14 protein-coding genes are annotated in these 24,679 nt (G+C 47.0%); 6 read left to right on the top strand and 8 right to left on the bottom strand.

What is annotated here, in order from left to right:
• Positions 1 to 139: 139 nt before the first annotated feature.
• Positions 140 to 1,615, bottom strand: coding sequence for an ATPase domain-containing protein (locus AACV78_RS10860; RefSeq protein WP_194009969.1), 1,476 nt, complete (start codon positions 1,613 to 1,615; stop codon positions 140 to 142).
• Positions 1,616 to 1,699: 84 nt separating this feature from the next.
• Between AACV78_RS10860 and AACV78_RS10855 the strand changes: the two genes are divergently transcribed.
• Positions 1,700 to 3,121, top strand: coding sequence for an FAD-binding oxidoreductase (locus AACV78_RS10855; protein ID WP_194009970.1), 1,422 nt, complete (start codon positions 1,700 to 1,702; stop codon positions 3,119 to 3,121).
• Between the two features lie 196 nt (positions 3,122 to 3,317).
• On the opposite strand, the gene AACV78_RS10850 is transcribed toward AACV78_RS10855, so the two are convergent.
• The gene (locus AACV78_RS10850; protein WP_339383582.1) at positions 3,318 to 3,614 is read right to left on the bottom strand and encodes a hypothetical protein; all 297 of its coding nucleotides are present in this window, start codon (positions 3,612 to 3,614) and stop codon (positions 3,318 to 3,320) included.
• Between AACV78_RS10850 and AACV78_RS10845 the strand changes: the two genes are divergently transcribed.
• Complete coding sequence (locus AACV78_RS10845) at positions 3,592 to 4,902, top strand: (Fe-S)-binding protein (RefSeq protein WP_339383581.1); 1,311 nt, start codon at positions 3,592 to 3,594, stop codon at positions 4,900 to 4,902. The genes AACV78_RS10850 and AACV78_RS10845 overlap by 23 nt on opposite strands.
• 364 nt (positions 4,903 to 5,266) lie before the next feature.
• Here the strand turns inward: AACV78_RS10845 and AACV78_RS10840 are convergent, their stop codons facing one another.
• Complete coding sequence (locus tag AACV78_RS10840) at positions 5,267 to 7,501, bottom strand: hypothetical protein (protein ID WP_194009972.1); 2,235 nt, start codon at positions 7,499 to 7,501, stop codon at positions 5,267 to 5,269.
• Between the two features lie 174 nt (positions 7,502 to 7,675).
• Here AACV78_RS10840 and AACV78_RS10835 point away from each other — a divergent pair, with 174 nt between their 5' ends.
• Positions 7,676 to 8,104 carry a hypothetical protein gene (locus AACV78_RS10835; protein ID WP_194009973.1) on the top strand — a complete coding sequence of 143 codons (429 nt, stop codon included), beginning with the start codon at positions 7,676 to 7,678 and terminating at the stop codon, positions 8,102 to 8,104.
• A 95-nt stretch (positions 8,105 to 8,199) separates the two neighbouring features.
• Positions 8,200 to 8,712 (top strand): phycobiliprotein lyase, encoded by a 513-nt coding sequence (locus AACV78_RS10830; protein ID WP_194009974.1) that lies wholly within the window; start codon positions 8,200 to 8,202, stop codon positions 8,710 to 8,712.
• A 254-nt stretch (positions 8,713 to 8,966) separates the two neighbouring features.
• Here the strand turns inward: AACV78_RS10830 and AACV78_RS10825 are convergent, their stop codons facing one another.
• From AACV78_RS10825 to AACV78_RS10810, 4 genes are all read right to left on the bottom strand, one after another.
• The gene (locus tag AACV78_RS10825; protein WP_194009975.1) at positions 8,967 to 9,635 is read right to left on the bottom strand and encodes a hypothetical protein; all 669 of its coding nucleotides are present in this window, start codon (positions 9,633 to 9,635) and stop codon (positions 8,967 to 8,969) included.
• A 187-nt stretch (positions 9,636 to 9,822) separates the two neighbouring features.
• Positions 9,823 to 12,366 carry a DUF3769 domain-containing protein gene (locus tag AACV78_RS10820; protein WP_194009976.1) on the bottom strand — a complete coding sequence of 848 codons (2,544 nt, stop codon included), beginning with the start codon at positions 12,364 to 12,366 and terminating at the stop codon, positions 9,823 to 9,825.
• Between the two features lie 360 nt (positions 12,367 to 12,726).
• Positions 12,727 to 12,843, bottom strand: coding sequence for a photosystem II reaction center protein I (locus AACV78_RS10815; protein ID WP_039887172.1), 117 nt, complete (start codon positions 12,841 to 12,843; stop codon positions 12,727 to 12,729).
• Between the two features lie 75 nt (positions 12,844 to 12,918).
• A complete protein-coding gene (locus AACV78_RS10810) occupies positions 12,919 to 14,889 on the bottom strand; it encodes a hypothetical protein (RefSeq protein ID WP_194009977.1) in 1,971 nt (656 codons plus the stop codon).
• Positions 14,890 to 15,073: 184 nt separating this feature from the next.
• Between AACV78_RS10810 and AACV78_RS10805 the strand changes: the two genes are divergently transcribed.
• Complete coding sequence (locus tag AACV78_RS10805) at positions 15,074 to 18,916, top strand: alpha-mannosidase (protein ID WP_194009978.1); 3,843 nt, start codon at positions 15,074 to 15,076, stop codon at positions 18,914 to 18,916.
• Between the two features lie 52 nt (positions 18,917 to 18,968).
• Here the strand turns inward: AACV78_RS10805 and AACV78_RS10800 are convergent, their stop codons facing one another.
• Complete coding sequence (locus AACV78_RS10800; protein ID WP_194009979.1) at positions 18,969 to 20,153, bottom strand: anion transporter; 1,185 nt, start codon at positions 20,151 to 20,153, stop codon at positions 18,969 to 18,971.
• A 19-nt stretch (positions 20,154 to 20,172) separates the two neighbouring features.
• On the opposite strand from AACV78_RS10800, the gene AACV78_RS10795 reads away from it, so the two are divergent.
• Positions 20,173 to 24,393 (top strand): PAS domain S-box protein, encoded by a 4,221-nt coding sequence (locus AACV78_RS10795; RefSeq protein WP_339383578.1) that lies wholly within the window; start codon positions 20,173 to 20,175, stop codon positions 24,391 to 24,393.
• The last annotated feature ends 286 nt before the right edge of the window (positions 24,394 to 24,679 follow it).

The following is a 24,679-nucleotide window of genomic DNA, read 5'->3' as shown; positions in this document are numbered from 1 at the left end:
TTATACTTAAGTTAGCGTCCGGGTACTTCAGGAAAAATCCCTCTCAATCAACAAGGCCGTCTGTCAACTTAATGCCTAAATTTTCGACCGCCAAACCGCCGATTGAGATCGATCGATCCAGAACCATTTCAACCCCGATTCAATCTTCATCCACTTCCCCCTCAACCCACACCGGCGCAGAGCTCAAAATCCCGCGCAGCCCCCGTATCGGCTTGCTGACTTTGATACCGTAGCGAGTAATATCGAGTTCTCGCAGAGTTTTCTCGAAATTGCTGACTCGTTTTTTAATTACTCCGATCGCCTTGCGGATTTCTGTTCTATTATGCAGTTGGCGTTCCAGATAGCGGATCAACAGAATATTATCCGCCAAATAGCTAATCCCGATCTCGGTCATCCGAAAATCTCCACCAATCTCTTCTACCTCATTAATCAAGATTACGGTAACTCCCATATTCTTGAGATACTTGCACAAAGCGTGCAAATTGTTCACCAAATTTTGCCCCTGCATCGAAAGCTGATAGCCAGAAACACTGTCAATCATCACAATCCGCGTCTTTTCCTGCTCCACTTCTTGGCGTACCATAGCAGCAAACTGATCGGGCGAGTAGAGCAAAGGTTCCACGGGTATCACCGAAAGAGTTCCCCCCGCAATCATCGCGCCAACCGGGATGTTAACGGATTCGCAGCGGTGCAGCAGAGTAGACATTGACTCCTCAAAAATGTAAACTACCGATCGCTCCCCCCTTCCTGCAGCCTCCTTCATAAACTGAATTCCCACCGTCGTTTTACCCGCACCGCTAGGCCCGGTAATCACCGTCACAGTCCCCCGTTCCAGCCCCCCGTGCAACAGTTCGTCCATTTCAGGAATCCCAGCAGAAATCGGTTCAGCCACAAAATCCTGTTGGTAGTTGTCCGGCAGCAGTCGCGGAAATACCTCCATACCAGCCTGAGTCAGGCGCAGCGAATGGCGGCCGTTGCGGAAGTTGGAACCGCGCAGCTTGGTGACAGACAGAGTGCGCCCTTCTGTCAGCAATTCCAAATAAATTACTCCGTCGCTGATGAATTGCAAATCGTCGTCGGGAGCACTTGACGTGCCTTCGGAGGTGAACACCACCGTCGCCCCCCCTTCCACCAAAAACCGCAGAAAAGACAAAACTTGCTTGCGAAACTGAAACTCATCCGCAGCTAAATAGCGAAATTGAGTAATCGCATCCAAAAATACCCGAGCAGGCTTGACAGCTTGGACTCGCTCAATAATCTTTTGTGTAGTGGGTTCTCTCTCTACCTCCGACGGGGAGAAAATGTCGTAGGTTTGAACTTCTGTAAAAAATTCCGAGGAGGGACTCAAATCGAGGAAAGCCATCGATTCGATATCAAAACCGAGAGTTTCGGCATTGGCGCGCAATTGCGCTTCCGGTTCTCCTAAAGTAATAAACAGGGGCTTTTCACCCACAGCCATACCTGCGGTCAAAAAGTGCCAGCCCAGCGTAGTTTTGCCGGTGCCAGGGCCGCCCCGCACCAGATAAGAGCGCTGAGCAATCAGCCCGCCGCCAATCACTTCGTTGAGACCGGTAATTCCTACAGAAAGTCGGTTTTGAGGCATTTGTTGGTTCATGTTTTGAATATCGGGCCCGTATTAATATTTAATGGTTTTAGGCAGTGTTGTAATTATTTTTTTACCGGGCGTTTGATAACCTTCATGAAATCTTTCTCTACCGAAAATTACGTTACCACACAAGAATTAGAAAATATTGTCGGCACTGCTGCCATCTGTTTGTGGCAAGACACAGAGGCAGTTTGGCAAAATCGGGTAGAAAAAGCAATTGCCCCCGGTACTTCAATAGACTGCACTGTTTACCCGCATACTCAGGCAGAACTCGCGGCCGTGATTGCTTGTGCTCGGCAAAATCGCTGGGCCGTCTTGCCGGCAGGGAGTGGCAGCAAACTCGATTGGGGGGGTTTGGTTAAATTAGACCCCCCCAACCCCCCTTACCAAGGGGGGCTTTCAGAACCTCGCTTTAAAAAGGGGGAAGCAGGGCTTTCAGAACCCCCTTTCTTAAGGGGGGCAGGGGGGATCGCGGCAGTCTGTACGGCGCGCCTGAATCGCCTTGTAGAACACGCTGTGGGCGATTTAACGGTGACGGCGGAGGCGGGGATGAAGTTTGCCGATTTGCAGGAAATTTTAGGTAAATCAGGTCAATTTTTGCCGATCGATCCAGCATATCCCCAACAGGCAACTCTGGGCGGGATTGTCGCTACTGCTAGTGCGGGTTCTCTGCGGCACCGCTATCGGGGGGTGCGCGATTTGTTGTTGGGAATCACCTTTGTGCGATCGGACGGTAAAATAGCTGTAGCCGGAGGTCGAGTTGTTAAAAATGTCGCCGGTTACGACTTGATGAAACTGTTTACCGGTGCTTACGGCACCTTGGGCATCATTTCTCAAGTAACTTTCCGAGTTTATCCATTACCTGAATCATCGGGAACTGTAATATTGACTGGGGAAACTAATGCTTTAGCCCAAGCTGCTCAAATCTTATTATCCTCTGCCTTGACTCCGACAGCCGTTGATTTGCTGTCGCCGCAGTTAGTAGAAAAACAGAGTTTGGGTAAAGGTTCCGGATTAATCGTAAGGTTTCAAAGTATCGCCGAAAGCGTTAAACAACAATCAGCCCGCTTGCGGGAAGTTGGCGAAAAGTTGGGCTTGCAAGGTACTAGCTGCGGCGGTAATGATGAGGATCAATTATGGCAAAGATTGTCAGAAACAATGTGGAATTCTGCCAATGATTCAGCAATTATTTGTAAAATAGGCATCAGACCGTCGGAAGCTGTCAAGGCAATTAATGAGTTGCCGGTACAGGACGCTTTGATTCATGCCGGCAGCGGTTTGGGGGTTTTGCGGTTTGAGACGGCGACTCCTGATACGCTGTTGCAGGTACGCAGGGGGTGCGAAGCTAATGGCGGTTTTCTGACTGTTTTGGCAGCGCCGACCAATATCAAGCAAGGGTTAGATGTTTGGGGCTATACTGGAAGTGCGATCGATCTAATGCGCCGCATCAAACAAGAGTTTGACCCGGAAAATATTTTGAGTCCAAATCGCTTTCTATTAAAAGGTTCGCAGTGAAGACTTCACTCCTTCTTAAATCCCTTTCTAAGTCTTTTTTGTACCTGATTTTTTTTAACGAACCGCGAAGGCGCAAAGAGCGCAAAGGAAGAAAAGAGAAGAAAATAAGAGAAGAGTTTGTGTTTAATTGACTGATGTAGACTTCGTATCTAGAAACTTCTCTAAAAGTTAGATTTTTCTTGATTTAGCAAACCCATTATATTACTTCTTCCCTCTTCCTTATTCCCTCTTCCTTATTCCTTCTTCCTTTTTCCGACGGACTTACATCCGTTACATCCGTTACATCCGTTACATCCGTTACATAATCCGTTGCCGAACTTCCCTCTTCCCTCTTCCTTCTTCCTTCTTCCTTCTTCCCTCTTCCTTCAAATATGCAAACTTCAGAAAAATCTCCAACTCCCAGCGACGATTTAAGGCCCGCTAAAGAAAGTAATTTCCTAGCCCAAAATCCCCACTTAGAAACCCTCGAAATTCCAGGTTTCGATGCTAACAATCCGCCGGATCCGAAATTAATCGATACTTGCGTCCACTGCGGCTTTTGTTTGTCAACTTGTCCGAGTTATCGCGTACTCGGCAAAGAAATGGATTCGCCCAGAGGCCGCATTTATTTAATGGATGCAATTAACGAAGGCGATGCACCTTTAAACGAAGCAACTTCGCAGCATTTTGATACTTGTTTGGGCTGTTTGGCCTGCGTGACAACTTGTCCTTCTGGGGTTCAATACGACAAGCTAATTTCTGCAACTCGCCACCAAGTTACTAGAAATCAAGAACGCACTTTTTCTGACAATGTAATTCGTACTCTGATTTTTAATCTCTTTCCCTATCCTCACAGGTTGCGGCTTTTGCTTGTACCGCTGTTTGTTTATCAAAAATTAGGACTGCCAAAACTAATTCGTAAAACAGGTTTGCTGAAAAAAGTATTTCCTCGCTTGGCGGCGATGGAATCTATTTTGCCGGAGGTAACAGTTGATTCTTTTCGGGATAATTTACCTGAAGTTATTCCAGCACAAGGGGAGAAACGCTATCGAGTCGGCGTGATTTTAGGTTGCGTGCAGAGGTTGTTGTTCTCGCCGGTTAATGAGGCTACGGTGCGTGTTTTGACGGCTAACGGCTGCGAGGTTGTAATTCCGAAAAGTCAGGGATGCTGTGCTGCTTTGCCGGAACATCAAGGACAGGCTGAACAGGCGAAATCTTTGGCGCGACAAATGATTGACAGTTTTGAAAATACTAATGTTGATTTTGTCATTATTAATGCTGCTGGCTGCGGTCATACTTTGAAGGAATACGGTCACATTTTAGCTGATGACCCGGAATATCGGGAGAAAGCTGAGAGTTTTGCGGCCAATGTTAAGGACGTGCAGGAGTTTTTGGCAAGTGCGGGCATTACGGCGAAACTCAATCCTTTGATTGAGGGAGATTTGACAATTGTTTATCAGGATGCTTGTCATTTGTTGCACGGACAAAAGATTAGTTTGCAGCCGCGCCAGTTGTTGCAACAAATCCCTGGTGTGAAGCTAAAAGAACCTGTGGATGCTGCTTTGTGTTGCGGTAGCGCGGGGGTTTACAATATGTTGCAGCCGGAAATTGCTGATGAGTTGGGCGTGCAGAAGGTGGAGAATTTGCTGAATACTGGGGCGGAGTTGATTGCTTCTTCTAATCCTGGTTGTTCTATGCAAATTAAGAAGCATTTGGAGTTGCAGGGTAAGGCTGTTACTTTGATGCACCCGATCGAGCTTTTGGATTATTCTATTCGTGGGGTGAAGTTGCAGAGGCGTTAGTTGGCTGGGGCGGGCGGTGTCTGCCCTGTTTTTGATGTTGATTGAGATTTTTTTTTAATGAACCGCAGAGGGCGCTGAGGGCGCGGAGTTAGAGAGGAGAGAGCAAGATGAATAGGCTATTGTATTGAGAAAGATCGCATTTTGGGCTGCTGTCTTAGCGGAAAGACTGCGCTCGATGGGTATTGACCCGGAATAATTGTAGACTGGATTGGGGCAAAGGGCGATCGCACTTTTAAATTTTAACAAAAGTGCGATCGGCACAACAACCAACAACCAACAACCAATGACTAATGACTAATGACTAATGACTAATGACTAATGACTAATAACCAATAACCAATAACCAATAACCAATAACCAATAACTAATGACCAATTCCCTCTTCCAACTTCAAAAAATGCACTTGTCCCGAAGCTTCCGCCGCCACAACTGTCACCCCATCCGGTGCAATAGCGCAAGCTTTCAAAGCACTATCTCCCCTGAAACTAGCAACTATTTTTCGACTCAACAAATCCCAAACTTTCAGAGTATTGTCATCGGAAACCGAAATCACCTTATTTCCCAAAGTCGCCACAGATGTTACCGCATCCCCATGACCGGTCAAAGTAAAAATTTCTTTTCTACTTGACAAATCCCACACTCTCAAATTTGGTTCTCGCCCGCCAGAAATTGCCCATTTACCATCCGTTGTAACTGCCACAGCATTCACAAAACTCTCATGACCTTTGAGAGTGAAAAGTTGATTTTTGACGACTACATTCCACATATTTTTCAAAATATTCTTTTCTTTCCCCAAACTCCAAACTTTCAGAGTTTTGTCGCCGGCCGCCGAAATTACACGTTTTCCGTCGGGAGTAACTGCTACAGCTTTTATCCCGTCAGTATGACCTGAAAATGTAAAAAGTTCGTCTCCTGTTTCTAAACTCCAAACTTTAATAGTCTTGTCTCCAGAACCAGAAATTGCCATCGTTCCGTCAGGCGTAACAGCTACAGAATTTACCCAGTCTGTATGGCCCCTGAAAGTCAAGATTTCGGTTCCGGTTTCTAGATCCCAAAGTTTCACGGTTTTGTCGCCGGAACCCGAAATTATTCGCTGGCTATCTGCTGTGATTGCGATCGCTTTTACCCAATCTTGATGTCCCCCAATAGTAAAAATTTCTTGCCCATTTTTGAGATTCCAGACTTTAATTCTGTTGTCTCCTGAACCAGAAATCGCTTTAGTACCGTCCGCCGTCACTGCTACAGCATTTACCCAGTCATCGTGACTTGCAGGTGATAAATTTTCTTTGCCTGTTTCTAAGCGCCAAACTTTCAGGGTTTTGTCCGATGAACCAGAAACTATCTGCTTCCCGTCGGGGGTAACAGCGACAGCATTCACGGGCGCGATGTGATTGGTAAAAGTAAAAAGTTCTGCTTTTGTTTCTAAATTCCAAACTTTCAGGGTTTTGTCGCCGGCTGCCGAAATTACTTGTTTTCCATCGGGAGTGACTGCTACTGCTTGGACGAAACTGCTGTGTTCTCCTAAAGTAAAAAGTAGCTTTTCTTCTAACAAACTCCACACTTTGATAGTGCCATCATAACTGCCGGAAATTATTTGTTTACCGTCGGGAGTTACTGCTACTGATTTCACCCAATCTGTATGTCCGGTGAGGGTAAAAAGTTCTTGTCCTTTTTCTAGGTTCCAGACTTTAATACTGTTGTCTCCCGAACCGGAAATTAACTGTTTGCTATCAGGAGTTACTGCTACGGACTGGACAAAACTGCTGTGACCTTTCAGGTTGAAAATCACTGTCCCTGTTGACAAATCCCAAACTTGTATGCTGCCGTCCCAGGAACCGGAAATTATTCGCTTGCCGTCAGGAGTTACTGCTACTGCTTCTACTGCAAAAGTATCGCCGGCTAATGTTAATATTTCTGTTCCTGTTGCTAAATCCCAAATTTTAATCTTGTTGTCCCAAGAACCGGAAATGACTTTGGTGCCGTCTGGGGTGACAGCTACAGCATTGACGTAGGTAAGATGACCTTTGAGGGTGAAAAGTTCTTCTCCTGTTTGTAAGTGCCAAACTTTGAGATTGTGGTCTGAGGATGCAGAAATTACCCGCTTGCCGTCGGGGGTAACAGCTACAGCTTGTACCCAGTCTGTATGTCCGGTGAGGGTACGCAGCAATCTGCCGCCCGGAGGGGTAAAGCTGGGCGTTAGGGGTCGCAACCAGGGGTTTTTCTGCTGTTTTGCTTGGGTTAGGAGTTTGTTAATTTCGGGGGTTTCAAAGCGCATTAAGCGGGCAATTAGTTGCGCTGCTAGTTGGCTTTTGTCTTTGGCTAAAATGTGGGCAGAAAGTCTGATTGCTTCTTGAATTAACTTGAGATTTGCGTTTTTTTGATCTGTAATAGTATCAGAATTTGTTGCTAAATCATAATCTTCTATTAGGGCTTGTACTCCTGATGCTGACAGCTTGGATTCAATAAATTTGTAATCTGTTAGTAAGCTGTATAATTTTTCTGAGTCTGAAGTCGCTGCTAGCTGATTTGGCAGCTTTTCCAGACAGTGTGTCTGTTCTGCAGACTGCATTGTGTCCAGCCCTTCCGTAAACTCGCTCATAAATTTGGTGATGTCTTTTTTTTAAATGTATACGATCGCTAGCTGCACGTTGCTGGAAACTCTATCGAGAATCTTTTCTCGTTTATTTAGGATGACATATTTGAAGGCTATTTGCTACCGGGCTACTGCCCTTGATGAGGCTGATGGTTCAATGAATCGCGGGTGTTTGAGTCCGTGTCTGCTTTGAGAATTTTTAATGAGTGCGATTACTATCAACCGCAGCCCGTAAAAATTCAACTCTGCAGCGCCAAATCTACCGATCGACAAAACCTGACATATATCGTTGTTTTTCTTAATATAGCTGGTATGGGAATGATGATTGTCGATCGGCTAACACTCTCAAAGCTCAATTTTTTAAGGTACCACAATCCTATTGGATACGCGAATAAGACTTTTTTAGCGCAATACGATGCCGAATCTAATTTTCTGTCAACTCGGCTGCATCAGCCTGCTGTCGCCCGGTGGGGTTTCGTACCTCAACCAAACCTGCAATCTGCTTGGCCCAAATCCCGGAAAGTTTTGCAGGCGCGCCCTATTCCTTTAAAATATAGAGTGGCGCTTGCACTCTTAAACCTGGTCGATCGGCTAAAATCATTGGTTTAACCGCTAGGTACGCAGGCAGAAACCGGGTTTCTGAGTTTATAGCACGCCCGTGGCGATCGAAAATAAAGAAGTATTTAAGTTTAGAGACAAGTTTTATGGATGTTATCGAGTTTTTTGAGTTAAGTGCAGGTAAATGGTTTTCCCAGCGTACCGTACACAATCTTCAGTCTGGCGAATTGCAGGCTGGTAAATCTGACCTCAAAATAGAAATGGTGACAGCTAGCGATGCAGCAGTTGTCAAACTTTGCCAACAACACTCGATTAACCCTACCTCAACTCAGCTAAAGGGCGTTCGGATTTCTTGGGACGGTATTCCCGATCGCAACCAAGCTAAACAAATTGGTTCTACAATATTAGCGATCGTCCCCAATCCCGACAATCCTAGGGAAGGTCAAGTGTTGCAAGAGAAGGGAAACGCCCGCTACGTGATGGGCGATGACGATGTGCTGACATTGATTACAGAATCAGATACTGTCCGCGCCGAAGAAAGGCTGTGGTATCTCATGCCCAATCTGCGGCTGCGGACTAGCGTTGTTAAGCAAGCTAACGGTACCCAACAGGCATCTTTTTGTTCGGAAATTCGGATGGGAGTAAGTGCGAAAAGTTAACTTTCGGTCGATTGAACAATTGAACAATTGAATAATTGAGGAATCAGAGATTTACCCCACTGATGAATCTGCTATAGCGGTTCTCAAGCGTAGTGATATCGTTTCCGCTTGTATCGTCAGGTGATTTAACCTTATTAGAACACAGAGTACACAGAGTCCGAGAATATATATCTGAATCATTCCGATGCTACCGGATTTGATATGAGGTATGCCCCATGCCCAATGCCCAATGCCCCATGCCCAATGCCCAAAATTTACACTTTCTTTCTGCTTTCTCGCTTTTTGATTGGGCCTTTGAGGGCAATGGCTTTTAACTTGGTGTGAAAATCAGTGTGTTTGACAACTGGGAATGATTTTGTCACAGGTTTGTCGGGTAAAAAGCGATCGACCTCGGCTTTATCGGCGAGGGCGGTAAGGGCTAGGTCTTCATATACTACAACTTCTTGATTTTCTTTTGTACGATCGCGATCGGGTAATTTTTCTGTTTCCTGTACTTCTATGTTCGGGACTTCTGCATCTGGCGCGCGATCGATTTCGGGCTCTGACGGCGCAAGCAAATCTAACTCTGCGACACTGACTGCCGGTGCGGGGATCGATAAAACTCTACCGTCCTGCGGCAGTTTAGGCTCTTTTTCAAAGTTTAAATCTTGAGGAAAATTGTTGCAGACTAAGCGTTCAAACTCGCGATTAAAATGATAGAGCGGTTCTCCTATCCGGTGCCACATACTCAATAGCTGATCGACAGAAACAGCTTTGTAGCGCCCTTGATAAAGCGCTTCAACCACTGCTAAACGCAGCCAGTAGCCGGGGTACTTGGTCAGCCATTCACCCGCCAATTTTTCGGCTTTTTTGCCACCTAGGTCAAAGCCGTAGTGAACCAGCAGAGCCGCTGCTTGTGCAGATATTGCCGTCACTTCTATCATTTGTTATTGGTTCGTTGTCTGTTGTCTGTTGACTGTTGACTGTTGACTGTTGACTGTTGACTGTTGTCTGTTAACTGTTAACTGTTGACTGTTGACTGTTGTCTGTTAACTGTTGACTGTTGTCTGTTGACTGTTGACTGTTGGTTTCAAATACCCTGTTTGACCAATTCCCAATTATCCAATTGAATTAATCGGATAAACGGACGCCTCCTTCTACTGTTTTCACGTCTCCAGAAAAAGGTTGGGGAGTGCCGTTCCAATTGAAGTCGCTAATTCTAAAAGTCAGGCTGCCGACTTGACGTTCAGGATTAAAACGCAAAATAATTGCGTAGCTGCGACGACTGTATTCTAAAGTGTAGTTCGTACTGATTGCTTCCTTGCTCTCTAAATTAATAGCTGTTTGAAAGCCAACTCGAAATCCTCCGTAAACTTGCTGGACAAGTCCAAAAGATAGGACTTTCAAATCTACTAGCCGATCGAACAAATAAGGCGATATGCCGTCCCGCGCTACCTGAGTGTAAGTCACGTTAAATCCAGTGTAGTCGAGGAAAGGGCGGGAGAAATGGCCGAACTGCCCTTGAATGCCGACGCTGCTGGCGATCGAGTTTTGTGTGTCGCCGCTGCTGTAATAAGTGCCAACTCCCCGGACTCCCAAGGCTAGTTGCAAGAAAGGAACCACTGGGTTGCGCGTGTACTTCAAACCTTGGGTGGGAGTGCGGGGTAGCGGTTTACCCTCCCACAGGTTGAAGCCGCGGCTCAAGGCGAAGCTGGCTTGGGCGCGGCCTAAATCGATGCGGTTGTTTTCGCGCACTGGTTCGAGCAAATCTGGTCGATCGGTGTCAGCATTGATAAATTGATACCCGGCTTGATAGCTGAGATTGATGCCTGTGCTGCCGAGTGCGATGACGGGGGAAGTGAGGACTGCCCCGAGGCTGCTCTGCACGGTTTGATAGCCCAGAGAGCCGTTAAACAGTCGATCGCGATAACTGTATTCTGCCGCTAGAGAGTGAGTGCCGATCGCCTGCCGCAGGCGCACATTGCCCCGAAAGCTGTCTTCTGGCAAATTCGGGAAATCCTCGAAACTCAGAAATATCGCCGAGGCTTCGATATTGGTACGAGGGCCTAGCCTAGAGGTCAACTTCGCTTTGAGTCCGTAGCTGTCGGGAAAAAACGGATTGCCGCCGTGATCTGCCACGACCCGCTGAAGGTATATTTGGGGTGTCAGGGTGAGCCGCACCGGCCCGTTTTGCAACACCTGAAAACCGCACTCGGCGTACAAACCGCCCCTGTCTCCGGCGTCGTAGCCAAAGGTCAAACAAGGGCCGTTCTGCTGTCGGCTGTCAAACACTTGTCTGCGGGGATACACGGGTATTTTGATGCGGTTGTCAAATACTAAGCGGGGCGAATTTGTGACTAATTCCTCAGCCGTGGGCGAAATGCTTCTAATCGTCGCCCTCCGCGCCCTGTATTCAAATTCTGGCGGGGAAAACGGGTCGTTAGTAATCCGAATGTTAGTTGCGACTCTGGCGCCGTTGGGCAGAAGTTCGAGGCGTTCTGCTTCAAAGCGGATGCGGTTGACTGCGCCGACAACTTGGGGGGCTGCTAGCTGTCCGCCGCCGCCGATGGTGACGCTGGCCGCTCCTGGGGATTTGACTTGGCGCAGGGGCTGCTGGCTGGTAATTCGATCGCTCAGAGGCTGTTCGAGAATGGTTCCGGCGCTAATATCTGTGGGTAGTGTGGGCGTTAATTCGCTACCTGCTGCGGGGAGGAATATTTCGCCGCTTGCTTGTTCGACTGCGCCGGAGTTGAGGCCGAGATTGAACTCCATCTGCTGGCCGCGGACTACTTGTTGGCCGCGGGTATAGGCGACGTTGCCTGATGCTACCACTTGGCGGGTGACTAGGTTGACGATCGCGCGATCGGCATCTATCACAGTTTGCCGGAACCGCACCACAACATTACCAACCGCCGTGACAATTTGCTGCTTGTCGTCAAATTCTTGGCGGTCGGCCTTAATTTCGATGGTATCGGCCGGACTCACCGGAAAAGGCACCGTCCGCTGAGATGGTGCGGTGCGGACTCCCGGCGCGGCTGGTTTGGGCTTTGGTTTGGGCTCTGTTGTTGCGGGTTTGGGGGAGGTTCTTGGTGCGGGGGCGGTTCCTGGTGTGGGAATCTCGAACTGTTGCTGCTCGGTGGGAGGCTGTTCTGGCGCGGGTTCTGGAACGGGAATCTCTGTTGGTACGGGAGCGTTCTCTTCTAACTGTCGGCCTTGGGCCCGATACCAACTTTCTTGCGGTTTTAGCGCATTCTTATCCTCTTTTCTCTGCTCCCCTACTATTTTTTGGCGATTTCGAGCTGCCACAGCATTTTCTACCGAACCTAGCTGGTAAGCAGTAAATGAGGAATCTTGCTTAGCTGCTGGAGTTTCGGGTTTTTCCGCAGCAACCGGGTGCCCAAATCCCGCTACTGCTTCGTCGCTTTCGACTGTGGCTGGAGGGTGTGCGATTTCTGGAGGCTGTTGGTTGGTGGCTGGGGCGGTATCGAGGACTGCTGCTTCTTCTACTTGGGCCGGTTGCTGGGGTGGCTGAACGATTTCTGAACTTGGTTCCGGTGTTTCTACGGAGTTGCTGGGGGTGTCTCCATCACTGGCTGCGACAGTTAGGGCTGCTTTCTTTGGTTTCGCGATGTAGATGATGGCAGGTGGTTCGGGCGGCGGTACCGGATATGGCATAGTTACAAGAGGTGAGTCATCCGATTTTAGATTTTAGATTTTAGATTTTAGATTTTAGAGGTTTTTTATAGCTGAGAATCGATCGTCCAAATTTTCGCACTTAACAGGCAGCGTTTCAAAGTTAAGCTAAATTTTTTTGCTGCGCGGAGTTGTTAGCTGGCTCATCTTTATAAACTTGGTTGCTTGCTAGATGTTTCGCGGGAATCAGCGAATATTTCCTAGCAAACGGGTTTGTTTTGCCACAAGATAACCTCGCTGGTGGTGCGAGGTCAAGTTTTGATTGAGTCATTTTTGTGGCTTCGTGCCCTGGTTCGGGGGCTGCGGTGTCGGGCCCCCGAACTAGCGGCCCAGATAGCTGGCTTATTCCATGTCTCTGCGGTTGGGGTTCCGGGCTGGGTCATTGGACAAAAATCCAAATATGAACAGGGAAACAAAAAATAGGACAACTACATTAACTACGATTTTGAGGGTTAGCACTGTGGGAGCCTCCAAAGATGGTTTAATACTGAGCTGATTGCTGCGAGTGCAACTTTTTTTATCATAGGCTAAAGATTACTCAATTTTATCTTTGGTTTGGAGGATTGTTGGCCAATTGGTTTTTGCCCAGTTCCAGAGTTGCTCTAGGATGTTTTCTAGTCGCACCATGAGTAGGTCTATCCATTCGAGCACTTGTTCTAGCGGGTGTTTAATGTAACCCATTGATTGGGATTTTGTTTCTAAGTATTCGTCTGCGGGCGGGACGGTGGCGCTGCGATTTGTTGGTTTGGCCGCTGTGGCTGTTGGGGTATATTTGCTGGTTTGCTGGGTGATTGCTGCTGGGGATTGGCTGTTTGGCGCGGTGTTGGGGTTGGTGTATTTTGGCACTTGAGTTTCCTGTTTCCCCCCAGGGGTTGATGGTGTTGCGGGTGCAGGGCTATTTTTTTGAGTTACTGCTAAATTTGAGGCTTTTTGGGGTTGACTTTTTGACTCTGGTGCTAGCAAGCTCTGCTTGAGTCCGGCGAGCAGGCGGTGAATTGATTTGGGGTAGGGCGACATTGAGACGGCGGTCGATCGACCTTCTGCCATTTCCTCCTTGACTTTTGAGCTGTTTTGTGATATTGAGATTTCATCTGTTGCGCCGTCGGGTTCGGAACTACCCTCGATCGACTGCGGAGGCCCTGGTTCCCCGAATAAGTCTTGCCAATTCAACCAAGGTCGATCGACCTCCTGGCTGTTTTCGGTTTTCTCTAGCTGTCCTGGCTGTTGCAAATAATACCTAATTGCTACGGATTTCTCCGTGCTATCGCTGGCTGCTGTTTCTTTTCCCAGTAGGTGGTCTACTGATGACCAAATCATTTTTTCGATGTTTTGAGCGTATTTTTCCAGGATTTCGCGGGCGGTAAGACCTAAATTGGTTGGCGCAACTGACGTATCAAGTTTTACCTCTGGATTGGCGGCGGTGGTTTTGGCGGCTGGGGGGACGGTAAATTCTTCGAGGTTGAGGGCGGCGCGATCGAGTAAGGTAACAAAGGAGAGAGGATTGGGCGATCGATCGAGCTTGTTGTTAAAATAAGTTTCTAATTTTGGCCTATTGTCATCGGTGGAATGTGATTGAGCAATCGACTGCTGCAGTGCGGTTGTCGCAGCAGCCACCTGCGCTGTGGCTTTTTGGAGTAAAATAGCGTTGCGGTCGATCGATTTTTTGACTGCGAAAATTGATTCTCCAAACTGATTTCTTTTCACCGCAACCGGACTTGTCTGCAGCCAAGCCATCAATTCCCAAAAACGACGCACCGGCGCTAACTGAGATTTTTTAGCAGCCAACTCCAAACCGAGATTAAATTTTAATTCTTTTTGGGCAATGTGCCGCCGTTCCGGCCCGCTGTTGGCGACTTCCCAAGTTATCCGATTTTCCAGCAGTTCCTGCTGTTGGGGTGTCAAAATATCTAAAACCTGATTTTCTCTTCCCACCAAAACTAAAGTGCGCGCCGGAATGAAAGTCGCGATGGCGCTAACTTTTGGTTTGCTGTCTAATTGAGTTTTGGCCAGCGGATGTTCTAAGGCGGAAGTTGTTTGATGCTTGGTGGTTTTTCCACTAAAAAAATTGATGGCTGGAAGCAAACCCCTAGCAGGTTTCTCCGTTGCTGGATTTGTCTGATTTATTAACAGCGGAGCACTGGCTAAAGTTTTGGCAGTTTGTGACGGATTTAGAAGATTTTCGGCTAAGTGCAGGATTTTGCCGATCGAACTTTCCGACGTTTCTCCCTCATCCCAATTTTGTAGCAAATCGGGATTTTCATCCCCAACATCTTTTTGCAATTCGGGTAAATCTACCTTGGGACTTGATTCCCGCAACTGTCTGGTCAACATTCGGGAACTTTGCACCAGCAAGTAAGCTGGATAAAGTAGAATTTGGGTACTGCTGAGGGTTGTTTGTTTAATTTGTCGCCAAGTGCGATCGCAATTATCGGCGACTTGACGGGACTGTTTGGATATAAAATTTAATATTCGGCTTTGGTATGGGCCGTAGTAACCGTCGGACATAAGTTTAATTCTTGAATGGCTGACTATAATTTCGCGCCGGAATTAGTTAATTTTTCTGGTAAAATCAAACCCGGATATTAATCGCAGTTTCAAACCCTCTGAAACCCTTATTTCTTCGCGTTCTTTGCGCCTGCGCGGTTCGATTCCGATCCTGATTCCTACGCAATTCCTATTTTAGCTAAAAATGAACGCTTCTGTGACACCCGCTAGCAATAATATTTCTGAAGTTGTAGAGAATTTGCGCCGCCTCAGTCAAGTGGAGGTTCAGTCTGGCTGGAGGTACTGCGATTGTGACGCGGTGGCGGCGGGTTCGGTAGGTATTTGTAACGGGCCGGTTGCCGAACTGAACGGGAAAGGACATATTGCTTGGCCATCTGGGAAGCAAGTTGTTTATTTAGGGCAGAAATTTGTCATTCCTAACAATTTGCACGGCTATCCTGTGGCTGGTTTGCGGTTGCTGCTGGGCTTGACTTGGTGGGCGGAAGATGCTCAGATTTTTGTCGGTGGTGAGTTGGTCGGACAAGGTGATTTGTTCGATTGTGCCGATCGAGTTTTGTTGAGTGCGTCGGTCAATCCTGGGGATGAATTTTTAGTTGTTTTGCGGTTGGTAAGTCCGGTGCACGATAGCGGTGCTTTAGTGCGATCGATTTGCTTGTACGAAGCGGCAGATTCTGCTTGTTTCGATCCGGGTTTTGTGGCCGACGAATTAGAGATTTTGCAAAAATCTTTGGCCGGTAATTTAGAAAATAAAAATTTCCAATACCTCCCCACCAAAAATATAGCAAATCATCCCTTGTTTGTCAAGGGGAATTTGCTAAAATCTGAGATTGATTTGGCGGTTAATTTGATTGATTGGTCGGCTTTGCCGAATCGCGCTAAGTTCGATCGCTCTCTGTCGGTTTTGCGGCACAATTTACTTGGGTATCTGCAGGCTTTTTCTGGGGAGTTGGATGATTTAACCGCAGAGGCCACAGAGAACGCAGAGGGAAGAATAGATCGAGTTTTTGAGGTTGGAGAAAATGGCGAGAGGATATCTTTTTCTGGGGAGTTGGATGATGTCACCGCAGAGGCCACAGAGAACACAGAGGGAAGAATAGATCGAGTTTTTGAGGTTGGAGAAAATCAGTACAGTACATCTATATATATAGGTGAAAATCTCAACATTAAATCTTTTTCTGGGGAGTTAGATGATTTAACCGCAGAGGCCACAGAGAACACAGAGGGAGGAGGAAGAAGTCGGCTTTCTTTGGTGGCAGAAGCTGACAAAATTACATCTATATATACAAGTAAAATCTATTTGGTCGGTCACGCTCATTTAGACTTAGCTTGGCTGTGGCCTGTACCGGAAACTTGGGAAGCGGCAGAGCGAACTTTTGAGTCTGTATTGAAATTGCAATCAAAGTTTCCCGATTTGATTTTCTGTCATTCAACTCCGGCGCTTTATGCTTGGCTGGAAGAACACCGCCCGGACTTGTTTGCTGCGATTCAAAAACAGGTGGCTGTCGGACGTTGGGAAGTTGTCGGCGGGATGTGGGTTGAACCGGATTTAAACTTGATTTCTGCTGAGTCAATGGTGCGACAAGTTGTTTACGGACAGCGTTATGCAAAGGAAAAGTTTGGGGAATTGATGCGGGTGGCTTGGCTACCGGATACTTTTGGTTTTGGATGGCAATTACCTCAGATTTTGCGACAAGGCGGAGTTGATTATTTTGTGACTCAGAAGTTGCGCTGGAATGATTCGACCCAGTTTCCCTACGGTGCGTTTTGGTGGGAAGGGTTGGATGGTACTAAAATATTTAGCATGATGTCTGCTCCCATTGGTGAAAGTATAGAATCTGTAAAAATGGCAAGTTATGCTTTTGATTGGCAAGTTAAAACTAATTTGCCAGATGCTCTTTGGTTGCCGGGAGTTGGCGACCACGGCGGCGGCCCGACTCGCGATATGCTAGAGGTGGCGAAACGCTGGAAATTGTCGCCTTTTTTCCCCAGGTTGGAGTTTGCCAAGGCGGTTGATTATTTGGCTTTGATTGAGTCTCGGTTTTTGCCGGAAGTTGCGGCAACTTTGCCCGAAAATGATGTTCCAGAATCGGACAATCAGGAGAATTTGCAAGTTGGCGAAACTGTCGGGAATTTGCGGGCGCTAGAATTTGCCAATTTGTCGAGAATTTCGGATGCAAATCCTTCTAGCTCACAACTCGAAAATCTCGGCAGTTTGCCGATTTGGAAGGATGAACTTTACCTGGAATTCCACCGGGGCTGTTACACGACTCGCGCTGACCAAAAACGCCAAAACCGCCGCTGTGAAGAATTGCTCTATCAAGCGGAGTTGCTTTCTTCGCTGGCCACGATTTGCACGGGTGCGGTTTATCCGAAATCTGAGTTAGAATCGGCTTGGAAACAAGTGTTGTTTAACCAGTTTCACGATATTTTGCCCGGTTCGGCGATCGCCCGAGTCTACGCGGGTGCTAATCTAGCCTTTGCCGAGGCCGATCGCGCGTCGCGCCAAATTTTGCTACAATCTTTAGATGCGATCGCCGCTCAAATTTCTCTGCCTTCTCCCCCGCAGCCGGACGCTCAACCGATTCTGATTTTTAATACTCTCAATTGGTCGCGCTCTGAGGTTGTCAGTCTACCGCTTCCCGATTCTGCTGGTTTAGCTTGGCAAATTTACGATTTGTCGGGACAGAGGCTGGTTTCGCAGGTTGTTAAGGCCGATCGACCGCCATCGCAATTTACCATGTTATTTTGTGCAGAGGATGTTCCGGCGATCGGCTACCGCGTGTTTTGGCTGTGCCGCGAAGACTCTCAAACTGCGGGTAATGCGGGCGCGAGTCCAGCCACCGAAAACAAGACAGATTTATCGAAACTTACATACGGTATAGCACAAAAAAACGCACTTTGTCAAGAAACGCATTTTCCCGCCCTAGAAACGGTCTTGGAAAATGAACTTATTCGGGCAAGAATAGACGAAAAAACTGGCAGTTTATCCAGCATTTGGGATAAAGTCAATCGCAGAGAAGTGTTGAATGCAGCCGGAGGAAATCAACTGCAAGCCTTTCAAGATAGCGGTCAATATTGGGATGCTTGGAATATCGATCCGAATTATCAAAAACATCAATTGCCCGCGCCGGTACTCAAAGAGATTTCTTGGGTAGACCGGGGAGAAGTGCGGCAGAGTTTGCGGGTAGTTCTGCAAATTGGTAAATCGGAGTTTTGCCAAGATTACACGCTAGAAAAAGGTTCGCCGCTGCTGAAAATTAAGACGGTTGCAGATTGGCAAGAAACTCACGTTTTGGTTAAAGCAGCTTTTGGGTTAAATGTAGAAGCAGATTTTGTAACTTGCGAAATTCCCGGCGGGGCGATCGATCGCACAACTAAACCGCAAACACCCGCCGAAAAAGCCAAGTGGGAAGTACCGATTTTGCGCTGGACTGATATCAGCAATGACGGTTTTGGAGTGAGTTTGCTCAACGATTGTAAATACGGTTGCGACATTCAACCAAATCAAATCCGGCTGACTTTACTCCGGGGTTCGACTTGGCCGGACGAACAAGCAGATCGAGGAGTTTCGGAATTTACTTGTGCAGTCTATCCCCACGCTGGAAATTGGCAAGATGCCGGTACAGTTCGGCGCGGCTGCGAGTTGAATTTGCCGCTGCTGGTAAAGGTATTCCCGCAGTTAGGGGAAAACCGAAACAAGAGTTTACCCGCAGTTGGCAAGTTTTTGGATTTGTCTGCCCAAAATTTAGCGCTGATGGCGTTTAAACAGTCGGAAGATGATGCTAATGTTTGGATTTTGCGGTGTTGCGAATCGGAGGGGAAAGAGGCTGTGCTAGAATTGGATAGCGATTTAAAATTGGAGATTGTAGAGTCAGTGGATTTGTTAGAAAGACCTGCAAATTTGTCTGAGAAGTTGTCTCAAGGGCGAGGTTTTAAGATAGAGCCTTGGAAAATTGCAAGTTTTACTGTTGTAACGAACCGCGAAGACGCAAAGGACGCAAAGGAAGAAGGGGAAGGGAAGAGATGAGGGGATTGTTGGCTGGTTAATTGCTAATTTTAGGCTGGTGCTGTTCTGCAAGTTAGATCCAAAAATAAGCTATTCCCAAGGTAACAAAAGTTAGCGGCAGCCCGAACTTTAAATGCTCCTTAAAAGTCAATCTATCGCCTGCTTTTTCTGCAATTTCAGCTACAATTAAATTAGCTACAGAACCTAACAGAGTTAAATTCCCTGCCAGGGTAGAACCCGCGGCCAACAACAGCCAAGCTTGTGTATCTGTTTTCGGAATCAGCGATTGCAGAACTAACACGGCCGGTACGTTGGAAATTAAGTTAGAAAGAATTACTGTTATTCCCAACAAACTCAGTGGCGTACCAGTCAAATTAGTTAAATTATCCAACAAACCGAGTTGTTGAACGGCCTTGGTCACAATAAACAATCCCGCAAACATCACTAGCAAATTCCAATCCACGCGCTGCAAAATGCGATCGGACTTGACGCGCCTCGTAATCAACAATATACTGGCAGCTATCCAGGCAGATTCGGCTAAAGGTGCTCCGGCTAAAAAAGCTACCAAAAGTCCTGCTGTTACCAACAAACTTTTCGCTAGTAAAGGCTTGAATAAGCGATACCGAACTTGAGAAACCGCAGGCAAAGATTTGCAAGAGCGCACTTCGGGATAAAGCCACCACAACCAAATTACTTGAACCAGTAAACAAATTAAAGCTACCGGTGCGAGAGATCGGGAAAATTCCCAATAGCTAATTCCTGAAAAAGAGCCGACGAGAATGTTTTGTGGATTCCCGCTGATTGTTGCTACCGAACCTAAATTAGTGCCTCCTGCTAAAGCCAAAAGATAAGGGAGAGGATTGAGGGATAATGAGCGAGTTAGAGTGAGTGTTAATGGGGCGAGCAACATAGCAGTAGTGTCGTTGAGAAAAAATGCTGATAAAATACCGCTGCCAAAAGTAACAGCTACTAAAATGCCGAAGGGAGAACGAGTAAAGCGAGTTAAAAACTCTAAAGCTAGTTGAAAAAAACCCGATGCTTCCAAGGCAGAATTAATCACCATCATTCCTAGCAAAAAAACGATCGTACTGGGGTCGATCGCCTCCCAAGCAGTTTTGAGGTCGAGTATCCCCAAAGCTACGGCAAAAGCTGACCCGACAATTGCGATCGCAGCCCGGTTCATCCGTAGCCCCGGCAAATATCCCAAACCGAAACCCAAGTAGGTCAGCCCCAAGATTAGATAGTTGAGTGTTATCATAGATACTTAAAATCCTTGAGTGTCGGTTTGTTCCATTGTCGGGGATACTACAAGTACAGACGCGGTAATTGCAACTCAACCTGCTAGCACCGCAACTAGCGGGAAATATCGCCAACAGACAATCTACCAACTACGAACAAACAGAGGATTTGCGTCGGGAATCAAAAACCAGCGCCCCGGGCAAGTTACAGCTTTGTTACAATTTGTAACTTTTTTTTCAAATAACAGGTTTAATTTAGTTTCACAAGAAAGTTCAATTCCAGAAAGTAAAATTAATTACAGTCGAGTTAAGCTAAAAGTGTTTGCTAAAAAAATTCATTCAAGCAACGCAGAAAACCACAATTCTCACTTGGGCGGTACGGGCGGCGATCTCGCTGCAGCGAACATTTCGTGCAACAAACAAGTTGAACAGGATTGGTATCGAACTCTCTACGACAATTTTCCGGGCATTTACTTCGTTTTAGACGCTTTGGGAAGAGTTTTTTCAATCAATCAATTCGGCGAGACGAGACTCGGCTACAGGTCGCAGGAATTAATTTATCATTCAATTTTTAACATATTTTACTGTCAAGATCAAGAGAAAATGCAGACCGAATTTGCGGCACTAACACAGGCAAAAAATGGTAAGCTGGCTGCTGGAGTTGCCTATTGGGAAGGTCGCTTGACTTGCAAAGATGGTAGGGTTATCTGGGTCAAAGCAACGGCGCGCGCTTTGGCTGGGGTAGACTGGAAAATAGAGGACAATAATGGCGATCGCTCAATTGTCAATTTCCAGCGACCGAGTGTACTGTTAGTTTGTGAAGAAATTAAGGCGGCTTCGCCCCTAGCAGCGTCGCCAAACCTGAGAAAAAATTGGCGCAGTCCAACTTTGGCGATCGCCAAATTAGCCAAAATTCAAATTATAGAACGCAACAATATAGAACAATTCATCCGCGAAGTCACAGAAGCCGCTATCAGTATCGTCAACTGCGATCGAGCCAGCATTTGGCTGTACGACGAAGACAAAACTCAGCTTCACTGCATCGACTTTTACGAAGAAAATACTAAACTTCATTCAGTACAAATAATCGTCACAGCAGCCGACTGTCCGGCATATTTTCAAGCCTTAAAATTAGCAACTACCATCGCCACTGTGGCTGCAGAAGATGACCCGAGAACGCAAGAACTTGCCAATCTTTATTTTGCCGATCGCGGTCAGACTGCTTTGTTAAACGTACCGATTGTGCTAGCAGGTCAAATGGTAGGAATAATCAGCGCCGAACGTGAAAGTTTCGGGAGTCAGTGGACGGAAGAAGAACAGGAATTAACCAAAATATTAGCAGATTTTGTATCTTCAAGTTTGTTAGCTAGCGAAAATGCTAAATCAGAAACAATGCGGCGCGAACAGCAACAAAACTTGCTGAGCAAATACTACGACCGACTAGAAGAAAGAGTAGAAAAACGCACGGCAGAACTCAAAAAAGCTAACACAAAACTACAACAAGAAATAATTAGAAGAAAACAAGCAGAAGCAGAAATGCGCCGGGAACACCAAGAACAACAAATTATTTTTGATTCTGTGCCGGCAATGATTTGGTACAAAGATCGGGAAAGCCGCCTGCTGCGAATTAACAAAGCTGCCGCTGCATCGAGAGGTTTGCCAGCAAATCAATTGGTAGGAAAATCTTTTTATGAAATCTATCCAGACGAAGCAGAGCAATATTATTTAGAAGATTTGGAAGTTATGAATTCGGGGGTTCCCAAGCTGGGAAAAATCGAACTTCTGCCCACAGTTTCCGGTCAAAAATGCTGGGTGCGAATAGATAGGATACCTTACCGAGATGAAACAGGTCAAATTGCGGGCGCGATCGTGTTTGCAGTAGATATTACAGATTTAATTAAAGTAGAAAGGGAACTGCGAAGATATCGCGATCGCCTCACGGAAAAAGTTGAAAAACGTACTGCTATGTATCGGCAAGCAATGGCAGCTTTGTATTCGGCAAATACGCAACTACAACAGCTAATTAATAGCAGTTATACTGTGGGAAATGGCAGCAATACAGCAGTACAATTGCTCGAAAGCGAAGCTTATTTTGAAGCAGTGGCGATCGCCGACCGCGACACAATTTTGAGCGTCAACAGCGATTTTGCCGAAATGTTCGGTTACAATCCAGAGGAAATGGTGGGAATGAGCTTGCTGGAACTGCTGTCGCCAAAATCTTATAAAGTAGCGCCACAAATGATTTCCGCCAGCACCAATACAGTCTGCGAAGCAATTTTTCTCAAGCGGGACGGGACTGCTTTTCCTGCTGACGTGCGGAGTAAATTCGTCGTTTGCGACGGTCGTTTAGTGCAGGTAAAAGCAGTGCGAAACCTCACGGAACGCAAATTAATAGCATCGGAATTAGAACGAGCGCGCTCTTTGCTGCACGCTACTATGGAAGCAACGACCGATGGCATTCTTGCCGTTAGTACCGCCGGAGAACTGATTAGTTTTAACGAAAAGTTAGTTTTAATGTGGGGGATTCATGAAGAAGTTAGAAACTCGATGGATAGAACGGTGCGGCTGACATTTCTCACCAAGCACGTTAGAGACCCAAGAGCTTTTTTGCATAAAATTAAAGAAATTTATAGCGATGCGGAGTCCGAAGGCTGCGATATTCTCGATTTTAAAGACGGTCGGACTTTTGAGCGCTACACGCAGCCGATTCGAGTCGGACAAGATATTATTGGCAGGGTGTGGCGCTTCCGCGATATTACTTCTCGCGAAAAGGTGACGGCAATGTTGGGAGATTCTCAACGGCGCTTTCGAGCAATTTTTGATTCTTCGTTTCAATTTGTCAGCTTATTGAAACCGGACGGCACTCTGCTGGAAGCTAACCAAACTTCTCTAGATTTCGCGGGAATTAAGCTGCGGGATGTGGCAAACCGCCCGTTTTGGGAGGGGCCGTGGTGGGGAAGTTCTGAGGAAGTTCGGGAACAGTTACAAGAGGCAATTTCTCGATCGGCAAAGGGCGAATTTGTTCGCTATGAAGTGGAAGTTCAAGGCGCACATGAAACGGCAACAGTTGATTTTTCTCTCAAACCTGTCGAGGATGAAACTGGCAAAATAGTATTGCTGCTGCCGGAAGGTAGGGACATTACTCAAAGCAAGCAAGCGCAAGTCGCGCTGCGGCAGCAGGTAGAACGGGAACGTCTGATCGCGCAGATTCAATCGCGCATCCGTTCTTCTCTGGATATCGAAGATATTCTCAACACTACAGTAGCGGAAGTGCGGGAATTTTTGGCAACCGATCGCGTGATTATTTTCCGCTTCCGACCCGATTGGAACGGAGATGTGGTGGTGGAGTCGGTTGGGGAAGAATGGATGCCGCTGATGGGTATGGGTGTACAGGATTGCTGTTTCGCGAATACTTATGTCGGACAGTATTTGAAGAACAGAATTCGAGCGGTCGAGGACATTCACACTTCTAATTTTGCTGAGTGCCACGTCAATTTTTTGGCAGGGTGTCAGGTGAAAGCGAATTTAGTTGTGCCCATCGTGCAGCAGGGAATCGAAAATCGCAACGGTAATCCTACTTGTCAATTACCTAAGTTGTGGGGTTTGCTGATTGCCCACCACTGTTCTGCCCCCCGCCAGTGGCAGCAGTTTGACATGGATTTGCTCAGTCAGTTGGCTACTCAAGTGGCGATCGCGATCGAACAATCTTTACTGTACCAGCAGCTAGCAGCAGCTAACCAGCGGTTGGACGGGTTGGCGAATTTGGACAGTCTGACTCAGTTAGCTAACCGCCGCCGGTTTGACGAGGTGCTCAACCGGGAATGGGAGCTCTCGAGCATTTCTGAACCGCTGTCTTTGATTATGTGCGACATTGACTGTTTTAAACTTTACAACGACAATTACGGCCACCAGGCTGGGGATGCTTGTTTGCAGCAAGTCGCGCGGGCGATCGGGGATAGTTGCACGAACGCACCCGCAGAACGCCTTTATTTAGCTGCTAGGTACGGTGGCGAGGAATTTGGGGTGATTTTGCCAAATACCGACATCGCGACCGCACAGGCTGTTGCTGAGGGAATCCGCCAGCGCGTCAAAGCTTTAGCAATTCCCCACGCCAAGTCTGTTGTCACCGATTGCGTGACTCTCAGCATGGGGGTGGCGACGATTTCTGAAAATCAAAATTCGCCGAAGATGTTGATTGAAACTGCTGATAAGGCGCTTTATCGGGCTAAGTCGGGCGGGCGCGATCGAGTGGCTAGTTGACGGTTGTCAGTTGACGGTTGTCAGTTGACGGTTGTCAGTAGTCAGTTGTCAGCTTAGTAAAAAAAAGCGATCGCCCCAACTGGCATAAAGTTAGGGCGATCGCCGTACTATGAATCAGCATTTATATATCAGGCTTGGCGCGGGATTTTTACGCATTTTCACGAAACTTGTTACAAAACTTTACTCGGCGTTGCGTAAAAATATCCAGAAATCGCTTTTCTGTACCTGATATCTCTTTTTTTTGAACCGCAGAGGGCGCAGAGGGCGCAGAGGAAGAGAAGAGAGA

Source organism: Tychonema sp. LEGE 07196 (genome assembly GCF_963890365.1).
Classification (GTDB): domain Bacteria; phylum Cyanobacteriota; class Cyanobacteriia; order Cyanobacteriales; family Microcoleaceae; genus Microcoleus.
This window is presented reverse-complemented; position numbering and strand designations above follow the sequence as displayed.

Coding starts and splice junctions, on each gene's coding strand:
- AACV78_RS10860 (WP_194009969.1), bottom strand. CDS start 1,615: ATGAACCAACAAATGCCTCAAAACCGACTTTCTGTAGGAATTACCGGT.
- AACV78_RS10855 (WP_194009970.1), top strand. CDS start 1,700: ATGAAATCTTTCTCTACCGAAAATTACGTTACCACACAAGAATTAGAA.
- AACV78_RS10840 (WP_194009972.1), bottom strand. CDS start 7,501: ATGAGCGAGTTTACGGAAGGGCTGGACACAATGCAGTCTGCAGAACAG.
- AACV78_RS10830 (WP_194009974.1), top strand. CDS start 8,200: ATGGATGTTATCGAGTTTTTTGAGTTAAGTGCAGGTAAATGGTTTTCC.
- AACV78_RS10825 (WP_194009975.1), bottom strand. CDS start 9,635: ATGATAGAAGTGACGGCAATATCTGCACAAGCAGCGGCTCTGCTGGTT.
- AACV78_RS10820 (WP_194009976.1), bottom strand. CDS start 12,366: ATGCCATATCCGGTACCGCCGCCCGAACCACCTGCCATCATCTACATC.
- AACV78_RS10810 (WP_194009977.1), bottom strand. CDS start 14,889: ATGTCCGACGGTTACTACGGCCCATACCAAAGCCGAATATTAAATTTT.
- AACV78_RS10805 (WP_194009978.1), top strand. CDS start 15,074: ATGAACGCTTCTGTGACACCCGCTAGCAATAATATTTCTGAAGTTGTA.
- AACV78_RS10800 (WP_194009979.1), bottom strand. CDS start 20,153: ATGATAACACTCAACTATCTAATCTTGGGGCTGACCTACTTGGGTTTC.